General features: G+C 61.2%; 19 protein-coding genes and 1 pseudogene. 10 read left to right on the top strand and 10 right to left on the bottom strand.

Annotated features, from left to right (window positions below; translation table 11 throughout):
- The first annotated feature begins 9 nt into the window (after positions 1-9).
- The gene (locus FHT92_RS09245; protein ID WP_183824103.1) at positions 10-903 is read left to right on the top strand and encodes an alpha/beta fold hydrolase; all 894 of its coding nucleotides are present in this window, start codon (positions 10-12) and stop codon (positions 901-903) included.
- A 98-nt stretch (positions 904-1,001) separates the two neighbouring features.
- Here FHT92_RS09245 and FHT92_RS09240 read toward each other — a convergent pair whose 3' ends face one another.
- Positions 1,002-1,592: a DUF4440 domain-containing protein gene (locus FHT92_RS09240; protein WP_246735192.1), complete on the bottom strand. Its 591-nt coding sequence runs from the start codon at positions 1,590-1,592 to the stop codon at positions 1,002-1,004.
- A 43-nt stretch (positions 1,593-1,635) separates the two neighbouring features.
- On the opposite strand from FHT92_RS09240, the gene FHT92_RS09235 reads away from it, so the two are divergent.
- Entirely contained in the window at positions 1,636-2,601 is a 966-nt protein-coding gene (locus FHT92_RS09235) for a LysR family transcriptional regulator (protein WP_183824101.1), read from the top strand.
- Between the two features lie 39 nt (positions 2,602-2,640).
- Here the strand turns inward: FHT92_RS09235 and FHT92_RS09230 are convergent, their stop codons facing one another.
- Positions 2,641-3,975 (bottom strand): MFS transporter, encoded by a 1,335-nt coding sequence (locus FHT92_RS09230; protein ID WP_183826177.1) that lies wholly within the window; start codon positions 3,973-3,975, stop codon positions 2,641-2,643.
- A gap of 179 nt (positions 3,976-4,154) precedes the next feature.
- Here FHT92_RS09230 and FHT92_RS09225 point away from each other — a divergent pair, with 179 nt between their 5' ends.
- From FHT92_RS09225 to FHT92_RS09210, 4 genes are all read left to right on the top strand, one after another.
- On the top strand, positions 4,155-5,054 hold the full coding sequence (locus FHT92_RS09225) for a LysR substrate-binding domain-containing protein (RefSeq protein WP_183824099.1): 900 nt from the start codon (positions 4,155-4,157) through the stop codon (positions 5,052-5,054).
- Positions 5,055-5,164: 110 nt separating this feature from the next.
- Positions 5,165-5,437 (top strand): hypothetical protein, encoded by a 273-nt coding sequence (locus FHT92_RS09220; RefSeq protein WP_183824097.1) that lies wholly within the window; start codon positions 5,165-5,167, stop codon positions 5,435-5,437.
- Between the two features lie 54 nt (positions 5,438-5,491).
- Complete coding sequence (locus tag FHT92_RS09215) at positions 5,492-6,109, top strand: hypothetical protein (RefSeq protein WP_183824095.1); 618 nt, start codon at positions 5,492-5,494, stop codon at positions 6,107-6,109.
- Between the two features lie 685 nt (positions 6,110-6,794).
- Positions 6,795-7,028 (top strand): DUF2188 domain-containing protein, encoded by a 234-nt coding sequence (locus FHT92_RS09210; RefSeq protein ID WP_183824093.1) that lies wholly within the window; start codon positions 6,795-6,797, stop codon positions 7,026-7,028.
- 384 nt (positions 7,029-7,412) lie between these two features.
- Here the strand turns inward: FHT92_RS09210 and FHT92_RS09205 are convergent.
- The 4 genes and pseudogenes from FHT92_RS09205 to FHT92_RS09190 all read right to left on the bottom strand — a co-directional run.
- Positions 7,413-7,871: pseudogene (locus FHT92_RS09205) on the bottom strand (transposase); the annotation flags it as partial.
- A gap of 139 nt (positions 7,872-8,010) precedes the next feature.
- Positions 8,011-8,805 (bottom strand): metallophosphoesterase, encoded by a 795-nt coding sequence (locus tag FHT92_RS09200; RefSeq protein ID WP_183824091.1) that lies wholly within the window; start codon positions 8,803-8,805, stop codon positions 8,011-8,013.
- A gap of 32 nt (positions 8,806-8,837) precedes the next feature.
- Positions 8,838-9,257 (bottom strand): GNAT family N-acetyltransferase, encoded by a 420-nt coding sequence (locus tag FHT92_RS09195; protein ID WP_183824089.1) that lies wholly within the window; start codon positions 9,255-9,257, stop codon positions 8,838-8,840.
- Positions 9,258-9,323: 66 nt separating this feature from the next.
- Positions 9,324-10,220: a LysR family transcriptional regulator ArgP gene (locus FHT92_RS09190; protein ID WP_183824087.1), complete on the bottom strand. Its 897-nt coding sequence runs from the start codon at positions 10,218-10,220 to the stop codon at positions 9,324-9,326.
- A gap of 99 nt (positions 10,221-10,319) precedes the next feature.
- On the opposite strand from FHT92_RS09190, the gene FHT92_RS09185 reads away from it, so the two are divergent.
- The 3 genes from FHT92_RS09185 to FHT92_RS09175 are packed head-to-tail and all read left to right on the top strand — an operon-like array spanning position 10,320 to position 12,505.
- Entirely contained in the window at positions 10,320-10,928 is a 609-nt protein-coding gene (locus tag FHT92_RS09185; protein WP_183739137.1) for a LysE/ArgO family amino acid transporter, read from the top strand.
- 28 nt (positions 10,929-10,956) lie between these two features.
- Positions 10,957-11,589, top strand: a complete 633-nt coding sequence (locus FHT92_RS09180; protein WP_183739134.1) for a LysE family translocator — start codon at positions 10,957-10,959, stop codon at positions 11,587-11,589.
- Positions 11,590-11,602: 13 nt separating this feature from the next.
- On the top strand, positions 11,603-12,505 hold the full coding sequence (locus FHT92_RS09175) for a dihydrodipicolinate synthase family protein (RefSeq protein WP_183824085.1): 903 nt from the start codon (positions 11,603-11,605) through the stop codon (positions 12,503-12,505).
- 9 nt (positions 12,506-12,514) lie between these two features.
- Here FHT92_RS09175 and FHT92_RS09170 read toward each other — a convergent pair whose 3' ends face one another.
- Together FHT92_RS09170 and FHT92_RS09165 are read right to left on the bottom strand one after the other, a co-directional pair.
- Complete coding sequence (locus tag FHT92_RS09170) at positions 12,515-13,168, bottom strand: NAD(P)-dependent oxidoreductase (RefSeq protein ID WP_183824083.1); 654 nt, start codon at positions 13,166-13,168, stop codon at positions 12,515-12,517.
- Positions 13,169-13,234: 66 nt separating this feature from the next.
- A complete protein-coding gene (locus FHT92_RS09165) occupies positions 13,235-13,708 on the bottom strand; it encodes an AtaL-like protein (protein ID WP_183824081.1) in 474 nt (157 codons plus the stop codon).
- Between the two features lie 106 nt (positions 13,709-13,814).
- Between FHT92_RS09165 and FHT92_RS09160 the strand changes: the two genes are divergently transcribed.
- A complete protein-coding gene (locus FHT92_RS09160; protein WP_183824079.1) occupies positions 13,815-14,705 on the top strand; it encodes a LysR family transcriptional regulator in 891 nt (296 codons plus the stop codon).
- Positions 14,706-14,835: 130 nt separating this feature from the next.
- Here FHT92_RS09160 and FHT92_RS09155 read toward each other — a convergent pair whose 3' ends face one another.
- Positions 14,836-16,020: an alpha/beta hydrolase gene (locus FHT92_RS09155; protein WP_246735191.1), complete on the bottom strand. Its 1,185-nt coding sequence runs from the start codon at positions 16,018-16,020 to the stop codon at positions 14,836-14,838.
- Positions 16,021-16,188: 168 nt separating this feature from the next.
- The gene (locus tag FHT92_RS09150) at positions 16,189-19,230 is read right to left on the bottom strand and encodes an efflux RND transporter permease subunit (protein ID WP_183824075.1); all 3,042 of its coding nucleotides are present in this window, start codon (positions 19,228-19,230) and stop codon (positions 16,189-16,191) included.
- Positions 19,231-19,241: the final 11 nt, after the last annotated feature.

Here is a 19,241-nt window from a genome sequence, read left to right as displayed (position 1 = left end):
GATTTTGGCATGATAAGAGCAATGCATGCAATTTGGGTTTTCGTCCTGCTGCTGGGCCTGTCTTCCATGGCGATGGCGGCGGAGAGGGACTACACGGTGAAGGCGCCTGACGGCGTCGAGATCGCCGTGCAGGAGTCGGGCGATCCCGCCGGGCCGGCGATCGTTTTCATCCATGGCCTGCTCGGCAGCCATCTCAACTGGGACATGCAGGTCGCCAGCCCCGAACTGCAGCACTACCGGCTGATCAGCTACGACATGCGCGGCCATGGCCTGTCAGGCAAGCCCGACGATGCCGAAGCCTATCGTGACGGGCGCCGCTGGGCGGACGATCTCTCGGCGGTCCTGAAGGCGACGGGTGCGAAAAAGCCTGTCCTGGTCGGCTGGTCGCTCGGTGGCGTGGTTATCTCCAACTATCTTGCCGGCTACGGAGACGACGGCCTTGGCGGGATCGTCTATGTCGACGGCGTCATCGAGCTCAATGCCGCGCTGATCACCGCGCACCCCGAAGTCTATGCAGGCATGGCTTCGGACGAGCTTAAGGAGCACCTCGATGCGGTGAACACCTTCCTGGCTCTGTGTTTTGCCACGAAGCCCGACACGGCAACCTTCGAACGCTTGCTATCCAATGCCGCGATGGCCTCGTGGATCATGACGCGGACCGTCCCCTCGATGACCGTTTCCGCCGCAGAGGGTCTGCCCAAGGCGCGCGTGCCGGTCCTGCTGCTCTATGGCGGCAAGGACGTTCTGGTCAATGTTGAACCGAGCATCGCAAGAGCGCGGGCGCTTAATCCGGCCGTTCAGACGAAGATCTATGCGAAGTCGGGGCATGCGCCATTTTTGGAGGAAGCGCCGCGCTTCAACAGTGATCTGGCGCAGTTCAGAGACGCGGTATCAGGCAAATGAATTCGGAATAGGGAGCGGGCAGGGCTGGTGGCGCGGCCCGCCCCCACCTCCTCATTCCTGTGACAAGCACAGGAATGAGGAGGTGGGGGATCGCTCCCCTATGCCCCGCGCCCGAGTGCTGCCGATTGCTGCAGGGTGATGGCATGGCGCAGTGGATCGGCGTGGCGGTGCGCAAGCCGCCACTCTCCGCCCTCGCGCTGGTAGACGAGCGTGACACGCAGCGCCCAGTCCTGTGCGGGCAGCCCGCCGACTTCGACATTGGCGCGCTCGACGGTGACAAGCACGATCATATCGGTGCCGGCATAGGTCTGGATAAGCTCCTGTTTCAGCGTCCCGTTCCTGAAGAAGCGGCTCATGCCATCCCAGGTCTTCTCGGTAATGTCTGCCTCGCGCGAGGGCGGGCCACCGAAAGGTGACATCAGGGTGAAATTCTCGGTGCGCGGCACCAGCATCCGGTAGGTGGCGACATCGCCCCGCATCAGCGCGGCATTGGCTTCCTCCGAGATCAGGGCGAGATCGGCCGCCTGCATAGATGCCCGGCTGCTGGCTGCGCCGGCGGCGAGGGAGGCAAGACCGGCAAGACCGGCCGGGCCGGCGACGAGAAGGGATCGGCGAGACGGTGACATGGCATGCTCCTCTGCAAGGCTGGAGTTCGAAAACGCGGCTGCGACGCCCCGTGCCTCAGACATGCCAGTTTGCTGATGCTGAGGCTAATGATATGATTTCAGCGATATGCTGAATGAAACTGATCTTTCGCGCGCCGATCTCAATCTCCTCGTGCTTTTCGAAGCCGTCATCGAGGAGGGCCATGTCGGCCGCGCCGCCGACCGGCTGAATATCTCGCCATCTGCCGTCAGCCACGGGCTCGGCCGCCTGCGGCGCATGCTCCACGATCCGCTGTTCGTGAGGACGCCGAGGGGCGTGGTGGCGACGGCCCGGGCGATGGAACTGTCAGCGCCGGTTGCCGAAATCCTTGCCAGGGTGCGAAGCGTGATTTCGACGGCCGAGCCCTTCGATCCGGCACGGTCGAGCCGCCGGTTCACGCTCGGCGCGCCGGACGGCGTTTCCGCCGTCTTCCTGTCCGCGCTGCTTGCCGGATTGGAAAAGTCGGCGCCTGGGATCGATATCAGCATACGCCAGCTGCTGCCGGAGCAGGGCGAAAGCGCGCTGGCGCGGGCGTGGCGCAACGCCTTTGCCGATCTCGAAGCCCGCGCCATGGATATTGCGATCGTGCCTTCCGGTGACATCCCGGCGCGCTTTCATAGTCTGACGCTCTACGAAGAGGATTTCGTCATCGCCATGCGCGCCGGCCATGCCTTCGCGCAGGAACCGACGCTCGAGCGCTATATCGGAATGCGGCATCTGGTCGTGTCACTTGGGGGTGATCCGCACGGTTTCGTCGACACGGCGCTTGAACAGCGGGGCTTAAACAGGCGGATGGCGCTGACGGTGCCGAACTTCATGTTCGCGCTCGCCGTCACCGGCGAGAGCGACTTGCTGGTTGCCGTTCCCCGCCGCTTCGCCGCACTCTACGCGCCGCGCTTTGGCCTGGTGACGGTCGATGCTCCCTTGCCGCTGCCGCGTTTCCGGCTGAGCGCCGTTGCCCCGCGCGCCGCAATGCTGGATGCCGGGCTGAGCTGGTTGTTCGGAATGCTGCTGTCGGCGTGTGAGGTTGAGGGTCCTGCGGGGTCGTTCTAACGGGGAACGAACGGATGCTTTAGCGCCGGGACAGGATACTCATCGTCCTCTCTCTCCCTGTTGTCCTGCCAGTTCGTAGCGGGCGCGGCTCAGGCTGACCAGGCTCGCAATTGCCGCACAGCCGGCCGACAGGACGACCGCAAATTCCAGCGCGGCAGATTGCGGCAATGTCGCGAAGATGAGCGACATGGAGATTCCGCCGAGCGTCTGGCCGAGAAGCCGTGCGGTGCCCTGCATGGCACCTGCCGCGCCGCTTCTGGCTTTCGGCGCCGAGAGAAGTAGAATGCGGTTGTTCGGCGTCTGGAACAGGCCGAAACCCAGGCCGGCGATGACAGTGCCGACCAGAAACGCGATGCCTCTCGGATCGGGCGGGCCGAGAACTGCCACAAGCAGGCCGACAGAAAGCAGCGCGCCGCCTGTCGCGCAAAGCCATGCGGTCTTGACGCGGTTTGCCAGACGTCCCGAAAATGGCGCGATGATCGCAGTCGCAACCGGCCAGGGCATCATGTAGAGACCGGCCAGAACCGGGGCCATGTGCAACGTCCGCTGGAGATAAAAGGGTAGCGCGATGTAGCTCAGCATCTGGCCGCAGAAGCAGGATACCGAGGCGATGACCGCCACGCGGAACGCAGGTGCCGCCAGGAGATCCGTCGGAATGATCGGGGCGTCGCTGTTGCGCTCCAGGCGCAGCAGGAGGACAAGGCAGGCGATCGAGGCGGCAATGAGCACCGCGCCGCTTGCCGGCGCAGTCGCTATCCGGTCGGTGCCGCAGAAGAAGAGGATGAACATCGACGTGTTGGCGAGCAAAGCCTTGGCGTTCAGCTTTCGCTTCGTGCCCCGCATCTTCTCCAAAAGACCGCCGCTGAGCAGCACGACGATGCCGAGCGGTATATTGACCGCAAAGAGCCAGGGCCAGGTCGTGACGGACAGGATGGCGCCGGCAATGCCTGGACCGGCAGCGGAAGAAATCGCGATGACCATGGCGTTGACGCCGATGATCGGACCCAGCATGTGCTGCGGCAGGGCCGAGCGCAGGTTCATCATGGCGAGCGCCATGATCGCGCCCGCGCCGAGGCCCTGCGCGAAACGGGCAAGGATCAGCAAGGAGAGGTCGCCCGCGAAGGCGCAGGCAGCCGAAGCGGCGGTAAACAGTGCGACGCCGATCAGGAAGACCCGCCGCGCGCCATAGATTTCCCCGAGTGCGCCGCAGGGAAGAAGGGCGACCAGCACGGCCAGCTGATAGGCGGAGACGACCCATACGGTGCTGCCCGCTTCCACGTGCAGCGAGAGCGCGATCGACGGCAAGGCGACGTTGGCGATGGCTCCATCGAGAACGACGAGAACTGCTGCGAGAAGTATGAGTGCGATGGCCATGTACTGCCGAGGCGATGCCGGACCATCCTGAGAAATCGGTGCGGTGGAGGCGAGGGACATTTAGAAACTCCCAATCGTTATCGGATGGCCGACTAGTTAGGCCCTGCTGACAGCGAGCGCCAGACGCAACAAAATCAAACGACTGTTGCATAAGGCGCCATACGTGAGTAAATGGAGCCGTGTCCGATCTCGACCTCAATCTCCTGGTGGCACTGGATGCGCTGCTGCGCGAGAGAAGCGTATCGGCCGCCGCGCGCCGGCTTGGCCTCAGTACATCAGCCATGAGCCGGACACTGTCACGGTTGAGGGCGGCGCTCGGCGATCCGATCCTTGTGCCGGCGGGGCGCGGGATGGTGGCAACGCCCCATGCCCTGGCGATTGCCGAAGACGTGCATTTGTTGAAAGACGCCGTGGAAACGGTGCTCAGCCCGCCGTCATCAGTGGAAATCCGCGAGGTGCGCCGCGATTTCACCATCCGTGCCAATGAGGCATTCGTGCTCATCTTTGCCGCGGGCCTGAGCGCTGCCGTTGCGAACGCCGCGCCAGGAATAAGGCTTCGGTTTGCGCCGCGATCGGACAAGGACGTTCAATCCTTGAGAGACGCGGCCGTGGATCTGGATATCGGCGTCCTGCCGACTGAAAGCGGGGAACTGCGTTGCCAGACGCTTTTCGCAGACCGGTATGTGGGTCTTGCAAGAGCAGGACACCCGATTTTCGATGCGGATGAGATCACGGTCGAAAACTATGCCGCCTGGGGCCATGTGCTCTTTTCACCGCACGCGGATTTTACCGGTCCGGTCGACAGGGCGCTCGCCGAACTCGGCGTCTGCCGCGATGTCAGACTGATCGTGCCAAGCTTTCCAGCTGTCATCGCGGTTGCGGCGGCATCCGATCTGATCGGCGCGATCCCGAATTCCTATCGCCGATCCGCCGCAACAAGCCAGATCAGGACCTTCGAGCTGCCGGTCGCCGTGCCGGGTTTCGACATCGTCCAGGCGTGGCATCCGCGGATGGATGCTGATCCCGTTCATCGCTGGCTGAGAGCGCTGATCTTTGAGACCTTCAAGTCAATGAACTGACGCAAAACTTGGCCGATATCAGGCATTTGTTGGCAGCTTCGCGAAATCCGGCGCCTGCGCGGAATGCTAGTCTCTCCTCACTTGCTTCCATTTCGAAAGGCCGCTGCCCCATGCTTCTCGATCGTTCCCGCCTGCCTGTCGTCTTCATCCGCACCGATGCCGATGCAGAAACCTCCATCAACGACCAGATCGAGGCCCTTTTGGAGGAGAGGCGGCCTTTCGTGCTGGTCACGGATCACGCGCCTGACGATCACGAGGACGAGACGCAGGAGGAGCGCAAGGAGCGGGCGCTGTTTTTCAAGAAGATCAAGGACCGGATGAGGGCCTATTGCCGGGGCATGATCGTCATCGACGGCGGCAACTTGATCGAAGCCGTCAGCTAGCGCAATAAGCATAGGCAGATAAGAAAAAGCAAATACAACTGGGCGAGTCTCTTTATGATCGATAATCCTAACGAGTGGATATCCGCGGCTGAACGGATTGTATCGCGTGCTCTCGGATTTGGTGTTGCCACCTTGGTAATCACAGGTGTGCTTTGGCTGGCGTTTTATTATCAATTGATCGAAAAGACCGCGCTGGGTGGTTATCCCTATGACGTAACCCGCATCGTGTGCGTGCTTGCGCTCGGCCTTCTACTAGTCGGCGCGGTCGCCTGGATAGCAAAGATCCTAACCACCATACTCCGATATCCATTGAAGGCTGTTGTAGCGGCCCGAGCTGAGATGGAAGAGAAGCAGCGTTTGCGCCAGAACATGAGCCTGGTGCCGAAGGAGGCGCAGCTGTTGCTATACGCTTTCAATCAACAGCCGGATGGGAGGTTTCGATCACCGGGAGACATCGGTGTTTTCGATCATTTAATCGCGGCCAGGGCGGTAGTTTCCGAGTCGGAGTGGTCGAGCGGACGGACTCGCGGTGAATTCATGCAGGTTCACATCGCGTTTCGCGATCCGGAGGGGCAACGTTATTTGAAGGAACTTGTCGATAATCACTATTCAGACATCAGCTCAGACCCACAGAAGGTGATGGAAGAGCTCACATACATTATGCGCCGCTGATGCCATGCGATCATCTTTGCTTACCCTTACCGGCGCAGGATATCGCTGTTTAGGTACTCGCCAACGGAGGGGCTTGTCCTCCTAGGTTTGTCATCAGTAGCGAGCTCCCCAGCCGCGGCTCCCACGCATTAATAAATAAAAGGCCGGTTGACTTCCGTTATTCAAGCACTTGTTTCACTTGCGTTTCTGCGCGCAGTATTCAGCCGTAGCCGGCGCAATTCCGCGTTTTCGGCGCGCGCTATTCTTCGCTCTCGTTCCCGCTGCCGTTTCTCCGATCGTCGCATTTCATTGGAGATGACCTTCACGATGAACGCGAATGTTTTGAAGATGACAATTGCGGCATAGTAGATGGCGACGCCGACCAGCCTCAGAACCTTGCTCATAACCCCTCGCTTTAATTGTGATCTTCCGGCTGGAAAGATGAAAGTCAAGCCGGAAGGACTCGACAGGAGTCGTTCACAGGTTTGCTCCAAATATTATACTTCACACACCCACGCGAGTTTGTGGTATATTGAGTCTAATGGTTGCATCTCATTGGCGCACGACCATACAAGTCGCGTTTGCAAGTGGCCGTCACCAGAAAGAGTATCTTGAACATAAACTTCCACCACGTCCCCAGCGTCCAGGAAGGGCAAGAGTTCGGGTGGGTATGTAACGACAACGCTATTTATCAGGGGAAACTCCAATGGCACGAGCGCAGTATTTCGTTGTCCTTCATGAGGGACAGTGGAAAATCAAACACAACGATAAGCATTACGGCCCGTACCAAACCCAAAAAGCCGCGATCAAAGAGGCTGTGGATACCGCCCACAAGGCGGGAAAGCAGGGTCACGACGCCCAAGTCCTAGTCCAAGGCGAGAACAATCAGTTCAGAACAGAATGGACTTACGGCAATGACCCATACCCACCAAAGGGGTGATAAATGGCAACCTTCCTAATAACATATGACACCCATGCTGGCCGGAACTACCAGTCACTGTATGACGGCATGGCCGAACACGGCGGCGTCAGGCTCGCTGAGAGCGTTTGGGGCATCGTTTTAAATAACACTGCTGGCGAGGTTAGGGATTGGGTCAAAAATCTGCTTGATAGTGACGACACCATCATCGTTATACAGGGTGAAACCAAAGCCCTCCTGGGCAACGCAAAAGGCGAAGAACGGGGCGAGCGACTGGTTAAAGGAAAACTGTCAGTCTTCCTGAGCGGCGTTTTTGTCCCGCTTAAAACCAGTAGGAACTCGAGGTATCGCCGCTTTGGCGATCTTGCCTAGCCGCTGATCAAACCGTGCTTCGTCGTCGTCCGTTTCCAGCTCGCGGGCGTTGCCGTTGCCGCCCATCGGGCCTAGGTTGCCTTCCCGCATGGCTTCGCGGATGCGATGCCCAAGGAACCAAGCCGTTTTCAGTGTGACCTCAAGAACGCAATGCAACTGGTTTGCGCTCATACCCTTCTTGGAGGAGCAAATCAGGTGGATTGCCTGTAGCCACTTATGCAAAGGCAGGTGGCTTTCCTCAAAGATCGTACCGATGCGAACTGTAAACTGGCTACGGCAGGCGGCGCACTTGTAAAGGCCGTGACGCTCGACACCTTCCGGGCTTTTCTTGGAGGGTTTGGAGCGAACGCCTTCAAGCTTGTAATGCTTGTCTAAGTTTCCACAGTGAGGGCATACAGGGCCTTCCGGCCACAAGATGCTTTCCAAATGCTCAAAGGCTGCGGCCTCACTGTGAAAATATTCCCTCGCCAAAACAGACGTGACACGTTCCAAAAGCTAACTCGTGGATTCTTTATCTCATGTCCACTTGGGTTTGTCAAAGATGATTATAGGATTATATTCCTATGAAATGGAAAGAGAATTCTATCGCAGTAATGCTGCATAACCGCTTCACAACTTTTACGCGCTATGCTTAAAAAAGCATGTCCGCATCGTTATGAGACCGGCTGAGCGGCCTGCCTTGCTGAAAGCGGCAGGGCCCGGCGAGGACTTCCGTTGCCTGCAGCACCGCGACATCGCCGGATGGGCTGATGTGAAGCGCAGACAGGATATTCGTCGCGAAGGCGCCGGTATCGACGGCAATCCGGTTCGGGAAGATTTCGACGCGTTCGCTTGCGGTGATCGTGTGCCCATGGACGACGATCTTGCCGAATGAGGCGCTGGCGTTCAGGAACTCGCCGCGAATCCACATCAGCGCATGCGCATCTTGCTCGGCCAAGGGGATGCCTGGTTTCAGGCCGGCATGGACGAGGATGTGGTGGTCGAGTTCGACATAGCGCTCGGCCGCGCGCAGGCATTGCAGGCGCTCGTCTCCAAACCTGCTGCGGATCTCGTCTGCGGTGATGGCTGCCCCAAAGGGCAGGCCGTAGGAGAGCATTGTCTCGCTGCCTCCGAGGTCCAGCCAGTGGTTGACGAGATCTGCCTGAACGGCCGGGTCCGTCTCGTCGAGGATATGAAGGGGGAGGGCGTCGTGGTTGCCGCGTATCAGCTTCGAGCCCGGTTTTTCGCGCAGCGTCCGGATGACGAGATCCATCGCTTTGCGGCTCTCCGGCCCACGGTCCATGATGTCGCCGAGGAAGACGATCCGGTAATCGATCCTCTCGTCGCGCGCTTTGCCTGCAATGCCTGACAGCATCACCTCCAGCAGGTCTGCACGCCCATGGACATCGCCGATTGCGAATGTGTGCAGAGAAGCGTTCGCGGTCATCGATGGCTCCGTTCTCGCTCTCGGTTTTGCGGTCATCTCAAAAACTTTGCCATAAGAGGATCAGGCCGATGGGCATCGACCATTTCCCAGCCAATTTTATAGTAGAAACCCACTGCATCGGGTGCTGCGTGGGCTTCTAATCTAACTACCTCCCGTGCCATGGCGAGCGTCTCCACGGCGGACATCATCGCTCGGCCGATACCTTGCCGCTGTCGCTCCGCGACAATTGCGACCGTGCGAACCACGCCATTCCCGTCCCCCATGAAATCAAGACGGACGGCACCGACGGGCTCGCTTCCATCGACAAAAATCAAAGGAAGATGCTCGGGCTTTCGGTCATCAGGATGTCGATCGTCGTACCCAGACAATCCGCGCAGATCAAACAGCACATGCCGTCGAATCCGATGATAGGCTTCCCATTCAGATTGACGCGATACCTTTACCAGCTTCAAGTCGGCAGCCCTTTCGCAGTCGCTTGTGGCGCAAAGCAGACGCCGCTTATACCCCCGACGTCACCCTCACACCAGCAACCGCCTCGCCACCTCGGTCACCTTCTGCGTCAGCCCCGCAAGCCGGTCGGCGGCAAGGCGGCTGATTTGCCAGTAAAGCACAACATCCAGAGGTGTATCGGGGATCAGCTCGACGAGGCGGCCGGCTTTGATATGGTTCTCGGTCAGGTGGATCGGGTTCATGCCCCAGCCCATGCCGAGCAGGCTGGCGTCGATAAAGCCCTGCGTGGCCGGCAGCCAGTGGGTGGGTACGTTGATGTCGGTCGAAAGCGTGCGGCGGATCCAATCTGCCTGCAGGCGGTCCTTCTGGTTGAAGATCAGTGACGGGGCGCGGGCGAGCGCTTCCGGGGTGACGCCGTCAGGGAAATAGCGGCGGACGAAGTCGGGGCTTGCGGTCGCATGGTAGCGTAGCGCGCCGAGTGAATAGCGGCGGCAGCCGGCAACAGGCTTTTCCATGCTGGTGACGGCGGCGATAACGCGGCCGCGTTCCAGCCACTCGGCCGTGTAATCCTGATCGTCGACGGAAATGTTCAGCAGATAGTTCGAAGCCTTCGAGAAATCCGCCATCGCTTCCAGAAACCAGGTGCCGAGGCTGTCGGCGCTGGTGGCGATCTGCAGCGTGACGCGCTGTTCGGGGCTGTCGCGGTCGCTCAGCGCCGGCAGGTGTTCGAGCAATTCGCTTTCCAGCATGCCGACATTTTCCATGTGGCGGCAGAGCCAATCGCCCTTTTCCGTTGCCGTGCACGGCGTACCGCGCACGACGAGGGCGGCACCGAGGCGCTCTTCCAGCTGCTTTATGCGCTGCGAGACGGCCGACGGCGTGACGTTCAACATGGCGGCGGCCTTCTCGAAACTTCCGGTCTGGACGACGGCAAGCAGCACGCGAAGGGCGGGGTAATCGATCATGATAAGCTGCGCTTAATTGACGTAAGGATGATTAATTAGCCTAATCCAGTCGATCCGTCTACGGAGCGTCTCAACACCACGACGGAAACGCCTGATATCATGGACATCTCGACCTATTTCACCGGTATGACCGTCGGTCTCAGCCTGATCGTCGCAATCGGCGCGCAGAACGCCTTCATCCTGCGCCAGGGCCTGCGCAATGAATATGTGTTCGCCGTCTGCCTCGCCTGCGCATTGTCAGATGCGATCCTGATCGTCATCGGTGTCACCAGCCTGAAACAGGTGGTGGATCTCATGCCCTGGCTCGATCCGCTCATGCGGTATGGCGGGGCGGCATTCCTCATCTGGTATGGGGCAAAAAGCCTCTATTCGGCGGTCAGGTCTTCGGGTGCGTTACAGGTTTCAAACGGGGCGGGGGCGGGCTTCGGCAGGACCATGGCCATGTGCTTGGCACTGACCTGGCTCAATCCGCATGTCTATCTCGATACGGTGATCCTGCTCGGCACGGTCTCGACGCGCTTTGCCGGCCATCAGGCGGGTTTTGCCGCAGGCGCCGTAACCGGTTCCTTCCTGTTCTTTTTTTCATTGGGATATGGTGCCGCCTGGCTTCGCCCCATCTTTTCACGGCCGGCTTCCTGGCGCATTCTCGAAACCGTCATCGCCTTCGTGATGTGGCTGATCGCGTTCAAGCTCCTGAACGGCATGTGACGGCTGCGCGCATTTCAGGAAAATCAGAATGTCATTCGATCCGCATCACCTTGCCCTCGTCTTCACCGCCTATATCATCGCCGCAGCCAGCCCCGGTCCCAGCAACATGCGCATCATGGGCGTCGCAATGCACCAGGGCCGCCAGCCGGCGCTGATGATCGCGGCCGGTGTCGTCAGCGGCTCGCTCTTCTGGGGCTCGATGGCAGCGACGGGAATCTCGGCCATTCTGGCGCAATATGCCCAGGCGCTCATCATCCTGAAGGTCTTCGGCGGTCTCTACCTCATGTTCCTCGCCTACAAGGCCGGCAAATCGGCCATGACCTCCGACGAGAAGCAGGGCAGGACGCTCGATGCCGTCAGGGCTTCGGGCTTCAGCCTCTATCGCCGCGGGTTGCTGATGCATCTGACCAACCCGAAAGCGCTGCTCGGCTGGATCGCGACCATGACGCTCGGTCTCGGTCCCGGCGCGACGCCGACGACGGTCGCCATCATCCTTGCGGGCTGCGCCATTCTCAGTGTCACGATCTTCTGCGGTTATGCGCTGGTCTTTTCCACCGCGCCGATGGTGCGCATGTATCGCCATGCGCGCCGCTGGATCGAGGGCACGCTGGCGCTCGTCTTCGGGGCGGCCGGCATGAAGCTCCTGCTGTCACGCGCATAAAAGGATATTCCAGATGCCGCTTTTTCATGGTCTTTCCGCCTTTCCGATCACGCCGGCCGATCCTTCGGGTGTCGTCGATGCCGCCGCGCTCGCCACGCTGCTTGCCCGCATCCAGGCCGCGGGCGCGGATTCCATCGGCCTGCTCGGCAGCACCGGCGCCTATGCTTTCCTGTCGCGCCAAGAGCGGCGTCGTGCGGTGGAAACGGCCATGTCCACGGTCGGCGGCAAGATCCCCGTCATAGTCGGCGTCGGGGCGCTCAGGACGGACGAGGCGCAGGCGCTTGCCAGCGATGCGCGGGAGCTCGGGGCGGACGGCCTGCTGCTGGCGCCGGTCTCCTATACGCCGCTGACCGATGACGAAGTCTACGAGCACTTTGCCGCCGTCGCCGATGCCGGCCAGCTGCCGCTCTGCATCTACAATAATCCGGGCACGACGAAATTCACGTTCAGTATTGAGCTGATCGCCCGCCTTTCCAAGCTCGGCACCGCCAAGGCGGTGAAGATGCCGCTGCCGGCCAAGGGCGATTTCGCCGCCGAAATCGCAAGTCTCCGGGCAGTGACGCCTGACGGTTTCGCGGTCGGCTATAGCGGCGACTGGGGTGCTGCCGATGCGCTCACGGCAGGCGCCGACGGCTGGTACAGCGTGGTTGCCGGCCTTCTGCCCGCCGAGGCGTTGAAACTGACGCGGGCCGCGCAGGCAGGCGATGCACAAGAGGCGGCGCGCATCGACGAAGCCTTTGCGCCGCTCTGGGCGCTGTTCAAGGAATTCGGCAGTTTCCGTGTCATGTACAGCCTTGCCGATCTCCTCGGCCTCGGCAGGTTTGCTCCGCCGCGGCCGGTGCTTGGCCTTCCGGAAGCCGCGCGTGGGCGGGTGCGGGAGGCGCTTGAGAAACTGGGAGCGGCTGTCGGCCGCTAAAGCCGCTGCTCATTGCGTGATCAGCGGGGCCTGGTGCAGCCAGCGGTCCTGACGCAGCTGGTCGAGAACGAAGGCTGCGACGGCCGCCCGCGCTATGCTGCCGCCATGGAAACCGGAGAGGTCGGTGAGCGCACGGACCGGTGCATCGCCGGCCTTGTTGTTCAAAAGTGAGGGACGCACCAGGGTCCAGTCGAGGCCGCTGTCTCTCACGATCGCTTCCTGCCGGTTCTTGTCGGCATAGACCTTCTTGAGGAGAAGCGGGAAAATCAGCCTGTCGAACAGAAAGCCGCCATGCCCGGCGCTGTCGCCCGCGCCGATGCCGGTGATGCAGACGAGGCGGGAGATGTGCTCGGCCGTCATGGCATTGACGAGTGCGCGCGTTGCGGTCGACAGCATCGTGACCTCGCGGAAGGGGCTTGCGGGGGTGCCGAGCGCGCTGATGACGCCGTCGCGGCCTTCCAGCGCCTGGCGCAAGACCTTTTCGTCGCGCGCATCTCCGACGATGAGTTTAGCGCCCTTCAGATCAGCTGCCTTCTCGGGCGAGCGCACGAGCGCGGTCACGTCGTAGCCGCGCGCCAGCGCCTGAGAGACGATCAGGCGGCCGGTCGGCCCGGTCGCGCCGAGGATCAGGATTTTCGGGTGATCGGTTTCAATAGTGCTCATGGCTTCGTTCCTTTTCACAAAGCGGGACGCCCGATTTCAGGCCGTCCCGTCGCTTCCGGTTGATGATCAGAGATTGCCCGCTGCGAGCAGTTCGCGGGTGCGTTTCAGCGTCGAAAGAAGGGCGCTCCTGTAGCCCTTCTCGCCATCCATCCAGGCCTGTTCGGCCTGTTCCTCCGGCCCGTTCGGCTCCCTGCCGCGCAGGCCGAGGTAGCAATAGAAGCGCAGCTGCAGCGCGCCTTGCTCGTCCTCGAACAGTTCGTTGACGATCGCGCCTTCGCGCGGGCCGGTTGCCTGAAAGAAGGTGACCTTGCTTTCCGGGTCGAAGGTGATGATTTCGCGCAGATCCTGTCCGGCGATCGTCGCCTCGCGCACGATATGGGTGGCGCTTTCTTCCACCACGTCGCAAGCCGTGCAGAGGTTGGGCGGCAGAAACAGGCGGGCGTCGCGGGCCTTGAGGACAAGGCCTTGCCATGCCTCAGCGCGGGTAAGCGGGATCTCGCCTTCCGGATTGACCGGAACAGTCGCAGTTGAATAGATCATCGTCTTTTTCTTCTCGTATTGGGTTGCTTGACATCCTCAAGATGCGTGGTTCAGAAATGACCCGGTAGACTGTTAATCTGGACAGTTCGTCCCACTGGTGGAACACATGGACCTGCTTGCGCTTGCCGATTTCAATCTCGTTGCCCGCCATGGCGGGTTCGGTCGCGCCGCCCGTGCCGCCGGACGTCCGAAGGCGACGCTTTCGCGCCGGGTTGCGGAGCTGGAGGCAAGCCTCGACCTGCGTCTCTTCGAGCGTGGGGCGCGTGTCCTGAAGCTGACGGAGGAGGGGCGGGCGCTTTACGAGCGCACCGCAGCTTTGCTGACCGAGCTCGACGAGACGGCGGCGGCGATCGCCTCCGGTGCGGACAAGCCGCGCGGCCGGCTGCGGATCAGTGCGCCGCTCCTGTTTTCGCAGACGGCAATGGGGAAGCTCGCCGCCGGTTTCGCGCTTGCCTATCCTGACGTGCGGCTCGAGGTGACGACGGAAGACCGGGCCGTCGACATGGTGGAGGAAGGCTACGACCTGGTGATCCGGGTCAATCCGGATCCGGATGAGAGCCTCGTCGGGCGGATCTTCCTGCGTGACCGTCTGGTGATCGTGGCGAACCCGGCTCTTATGCGGCCCGCAGATGGTTCGGCCGTTCCGGCCGTCGAGCGCGGAGCGGGCGATCAGACTGCCGTCTGGCATGTCAGGCAAGCGGGCGGCCGGTCGGACATTGCCGTAGACACGGTGCTCAGGCTGTCATCGCTGACAATGGTGCGTGACGCGGTGCGCATGGGCGTGGGTGCTGCCCGCCTTCCGATCTCGCTCGTCAGTGGCGATCTTGCCGCCGGCACGCTGGTTCACTGGGGAGATGCTGACGTGCCGGAGATCGCGCTCTGGACGCTTTATCCTTCGCGGCGGCTGCTGAGCACGCGCGTATCGGCTTTTCTGGACTATCTGAAAGCGGCTTTTCCGATGGGCACGCCGGACGAACTGGCTGCCTATATCGCCTGACCGCGCACTCGAAGGCCTGCCGCGCCCGGTGCTCGGCCTTCCGAAGCAGGTGCGCGGGCGGGGTGCGGGAGGCGCTTGAGAAACTGAGGCCGGCTGTCGGCCGCTAGCGGAGCCAAATGGTGCTCCATGGCTAATATGAAATTTTCCCATCGACGATCGGCTGCGGCCCCGAGGAAAATTGCTGTTTCAAGACCTGTTTCGCATCATTGCTGATGATCGACATCGGAGCGACGACCGCAATCTTTGCTGCTGATCCCGCTAGGTCGGCCGTTCGAACGGCGGCCATGCCCACCTCATCCGCGATCGAGGCCTTTCCGGTATCCAGAGACTGTCCTGCCAGCCGCCGTCCAAGCAACTGGACCATGTCCCTGTTATCGGCGAAGGTATTATGGCCCAAGGCGTCGTCCGCTTTGACGGCGCTCGTATCGATGACGGTCACTCCGAGCTTATCCAGATCCGCGGCGTAGGGTGTCGAATCGAAGCCGCCGACGCGCGTGACGCCGCCGGAGAGCCATTGCGAAACCTGCAGCGCCTTATCCCTCGTCGACGAGAAGATCGTGAAATGCGGGCGTAGCGGCCCCATCTCGATCATCTGCCGGCGAAAGACATCGATATCGATGTCAGGCGAGGCCAGGATAACGTTCTTCACTTTGGCCGGGATTGCCTTGTTGCGCATGGCAACCCCGCGTAGTGCCTCGGCGGTCAGCCAGGATCCCATGGAATGAGCAAGAATCGTCACTTCGCCGACGTCAGGGCTTCTGGCAGCCTGCAGGATCAGATCCTCCAGCGCGCGCCGTGAGAAATTCGTGCTCTCCTTGTCGTAGAGATAGTCGAAGACATTGGCGCGCGAGGGCCAGGTGAAGAGGATCGGGGCAGCATCCGTTCCGGAATCATGGGTGATCTGCGCGAAGCGAAAGACGGCATCGGCGTAGGTATTGTTGAAGCCATGCACGAAAATGACGACCTGCCGCTTCGCATTGCGCTTCTTGTTGAACCATTCAAAGATCTTGCGCTCTGTCGGCATCTCGCCGACCTTCAGGACGGCGAACTCCTTTTCGGGATCGGCCGGCACATGCGAGGGCCATTGCACCTCGCCGACTTTGCGGTTTCGATCCGGAGGAATGGAAACGACGATGTCGTTGAGAGAAATCGCCGTTCCCCGCTCGCCGGAGTAAAGTTCGCCCGGCTTGTCGGTCGGCTGGCGGGTGATTGCCACCAGCATGTCCACCGTGCTCGTGCCTGGCCCCGCGGTTGCGAGCGGCTGGAGAACATTCTCCAGTCGCCCTGCACACCCCCCCAATACCGAGAGAGCCATCAGGGCTGAAAGGCACGATCGCTTGACAGCGAATGAGGTCAATGCGCGCGGCAAGCTGGCAATCAGACAGCTGCTGCCGGCAAAGGCTGTTCGTCCAACCTGTGGCATCCGTTCATCTCGTCAGTGGGACATGACCCGCCCGGAATGATCCGGACGGGCCCGACGTTGTCAGGCTTCGCGGGGTATTCGAAACCAGGCAACATAGAGAGCCGGCAGGAAGAGCAGCGTCAGGAGCGTGCCGACCACAATGCCGCCCATCATCGCGTAGGCCATCGGCCCCCAGAATATCTCCCTGGAGATCGGGATCAGCGCGAGTGTGGCCGCCGCGGCCGTCAGCATGATCGGGCGCATTCTGTGCTCAGTCGCTTCGATGACGGCCTGCCAGGGTGGCATGCCCTCGCTTCGGAGATGCTCGATCTGGACGATGAGGATCACCGAGTTGCGGATCAGGATGCCGATCAGCGCCAGGACACCGAGGATGGCGACGAAGCCCAGCGGCGCATTGCTGAGCAACAGGGCCGTGACGACGCCGATCAGCGCCAGAGGTGCGACGGCGAAGACCAGGAAGAGCCTGCTGAAGCTCTGCAGCTGGATCATCAGGATCGTCGCCATGATGAACAGCATCAGCGGTGCGACCGCCACGATCGGCCCCTGCGCTTTGGCGCTTTCCTCGACCGAGCCGCCGTCGACGATACGGTAGCCGCTCGGAAGGCTCTTGCGGAATTCGTCGACTTTCGGCTGCAGTTCGGCGACGATCGTCGCCGGCTGGGTCGGTCCGACGACGGCGGCCTTGATGGTGATGGTCGGCGTGCGTGTCCGCCGGTATATGGTCGGCTGCTCCAGTTCGTAGTGGAAATTCGCAACCGCGGACAAGGGCACGGAATTGCCGTTCGCGCCGGCAAGCTGAAGGTTCTGCAGCGTCTCGATCGACCCTCGCTCCGAGGTCTGGGCGCGGCCGACCACGTTGACGAGATAGATGTCGTCCCTGATCTGCGTGGCCGCCGATCCCTCGACGATGCTGTTGAGTGCCGTTGCAATGTCCTGCGACGAGACGCCGAGCTGGCGTGCCTTGTCCTGGAGGACATCGACCTTGACCACGCGTGATGGCTCGTTCCAGTCGAAGGTCATGTTTGACAGCAGCGGATGCGGACCGACGATGCCGGCAAGCTGCTGGGCGATATCACGGACCTTCTGGATGTCAGGCCCACTGACGCGATATTGGACGGGCTTGCCGACCGGCGGGCCGATGTCGAGAAGCTTCACGAAGGCGTCGGTTCCGGGGAAGGTTTTCGTCAGATAGTCCTGCAATTCGCTCTTGAGCTTGTCGCGAACGTCGAGCCCCTTGGTGACGATCACGGTCTGGCCGAACGAGACGTCGGGCGTCTGCACATCGAAGGACAGGATGAAGCGGGGAGCCCCTTGGCCGACATAGCTCGTCCAGTGGTCGACATCCTTGTTGCCCGTCAGCATCTCGCGTTCGAACTTCGCGATCTGCCTGTTCGTCTCCGAGATGGAGCTGTTCTGCGGCAGGTTCCAGTCGACGATCAGCTCGGGCCGGTCGGAGGAGGGGAAGAACTGTTGCTGCACCAGGCTCATGCCGCCGATGGAAAGAGCGAAGGCTGCGACGGTGGCGGCAATCGTGATCCAGCGCCAGCGCATCGCCAGGCTGAGCAGCCAGGCGAAGACCCGCGCAAAGCGGCCTTTCTGCTCATGATGCGATTTCATGGTCTTTGGAAGGATGGTCACGCCGAGCAGCGGCGTGAACAGGACCGCGACGACCCATGACACCAGGAGCGAGACGGCAATGACCACGAAAAGGGTGAAGGTGAACTCGCCGGCGGCGCTGGAGTTGAGACCGACGGGGATGAAGCCCGCGACCGTCACCAGCGTGCCCGTCAGCATCGGGAAGGCGGTGGAGGTGTAGACATAGGTCGCCGCCTTTCTGAGGTCGTCGCCGACCTCCAGGCGGGCGACCATCATTTCCACGGCGATCATTGCGTCGTCGACCAGAAGGCCAAGGGCGATGATCAGCGCGCCGAGCGAAATACGCTGCATGGAAATGCCGCTATAGGCCATGACGAGGAAGGTGATCGCCAGCACAAGCGGAATGGAGATCGCAACCACCAGACCTGCGCGCACGCCGAGGCTGATGAAGCTGATCGCAAGCACGATGACGATCGCCTCGAAAAGGGCGCGCGTGAAGCCGGACACGGCCTCGTCCACGACGGCGGGCTGATCGGAGACGCGCTCGACATCCACACCGATGGGAAGGTCTGCCTTAACCTGCTCGATCTCCTTGTCGAGCGCTTCGCCGAATTCGAGCAGGTTTGCACCCGTCTTCATGCCGATCGCGAGCCCGATCGCCGGCTGGCCGTTGTAGCGGAACAGCGCGGAGGGCGGATCGACATAGCCGCGCTTGATCGTGGCGACATCGGTCAGCGGGAAGAAGCGGTCGTTGACGCGAAGATTGATCGCTTTGAGGCTTTCCTCCGACGTGAACTGACCACTGACGCGCAGGGCGATGCGCTCGGGACCGGCATCGACGAAGCCCGACTGGGTCACGGCATTCTGCGCCTGCAGCGTGTCGATGACGGCTTGCTGGTCGAGCCCGAGGGCGGCGATCTTCCGCGTCGAGAATTCGAGATAGATCGCCTCATCCTGCGCGCCGATAATGTCCACCTTGCCGACATTTTCAACCGTCAGCACCTTTGCGCGCGCGTTCTCGACGAGGTCGCGAAGCTGGCGCTGCGTCAGCCCATCGCTGGTAAAGGCGTAGATATTGCCGAAGACGTCTCCGAAGCGATCGTTGAAAAACGGCCCGATGACGCCGCTCGGGAAATCTCCCTTGATGTCGCCGATCATGTTGCGCACGCGCATCCAGATGGCATTCACATCCTTGGCCTTGGTCGTCGGCAGCAGTTCCACGAAGATCGTGGTTTTCCCGGCAACCGTCTCGCTCCTGACGTAATCGAGCGATTCAAGCTCTTCCAGCTTCTTTTCGACGCGATCGGTGACCTGCTTGGTCACTTCCTCGGCGGACGCGCCAGGCCACTGCACCTGGATGATCATGGTCTTGATGGTGAAGTTGGGATCTTCCTCGCGGCCGAGACCGATATAGGAAAACGCGCCGGCCAGAATGAAGACGATCATGAAGTACCAGACGAGCGAACGATGTTCGAGCGCCCAGTCGGACAGGTTGAATTTTTTCACGGGGATTTTCC

The sequence above is a fragment of the Rhizobium sp. BK377 genome, from assembly GCF_014193935.1.
In the GTDB taxonomy this organism is placed as follows: domain Bacteria; phylum Pseudomonadota; class Alphaproteobacteria; order Rhizobiales; family Rhizobiaceae; genus Rhizobium.
This window is presented reverse-complemented; position numbering and strand designations above follow the sequence as displayed.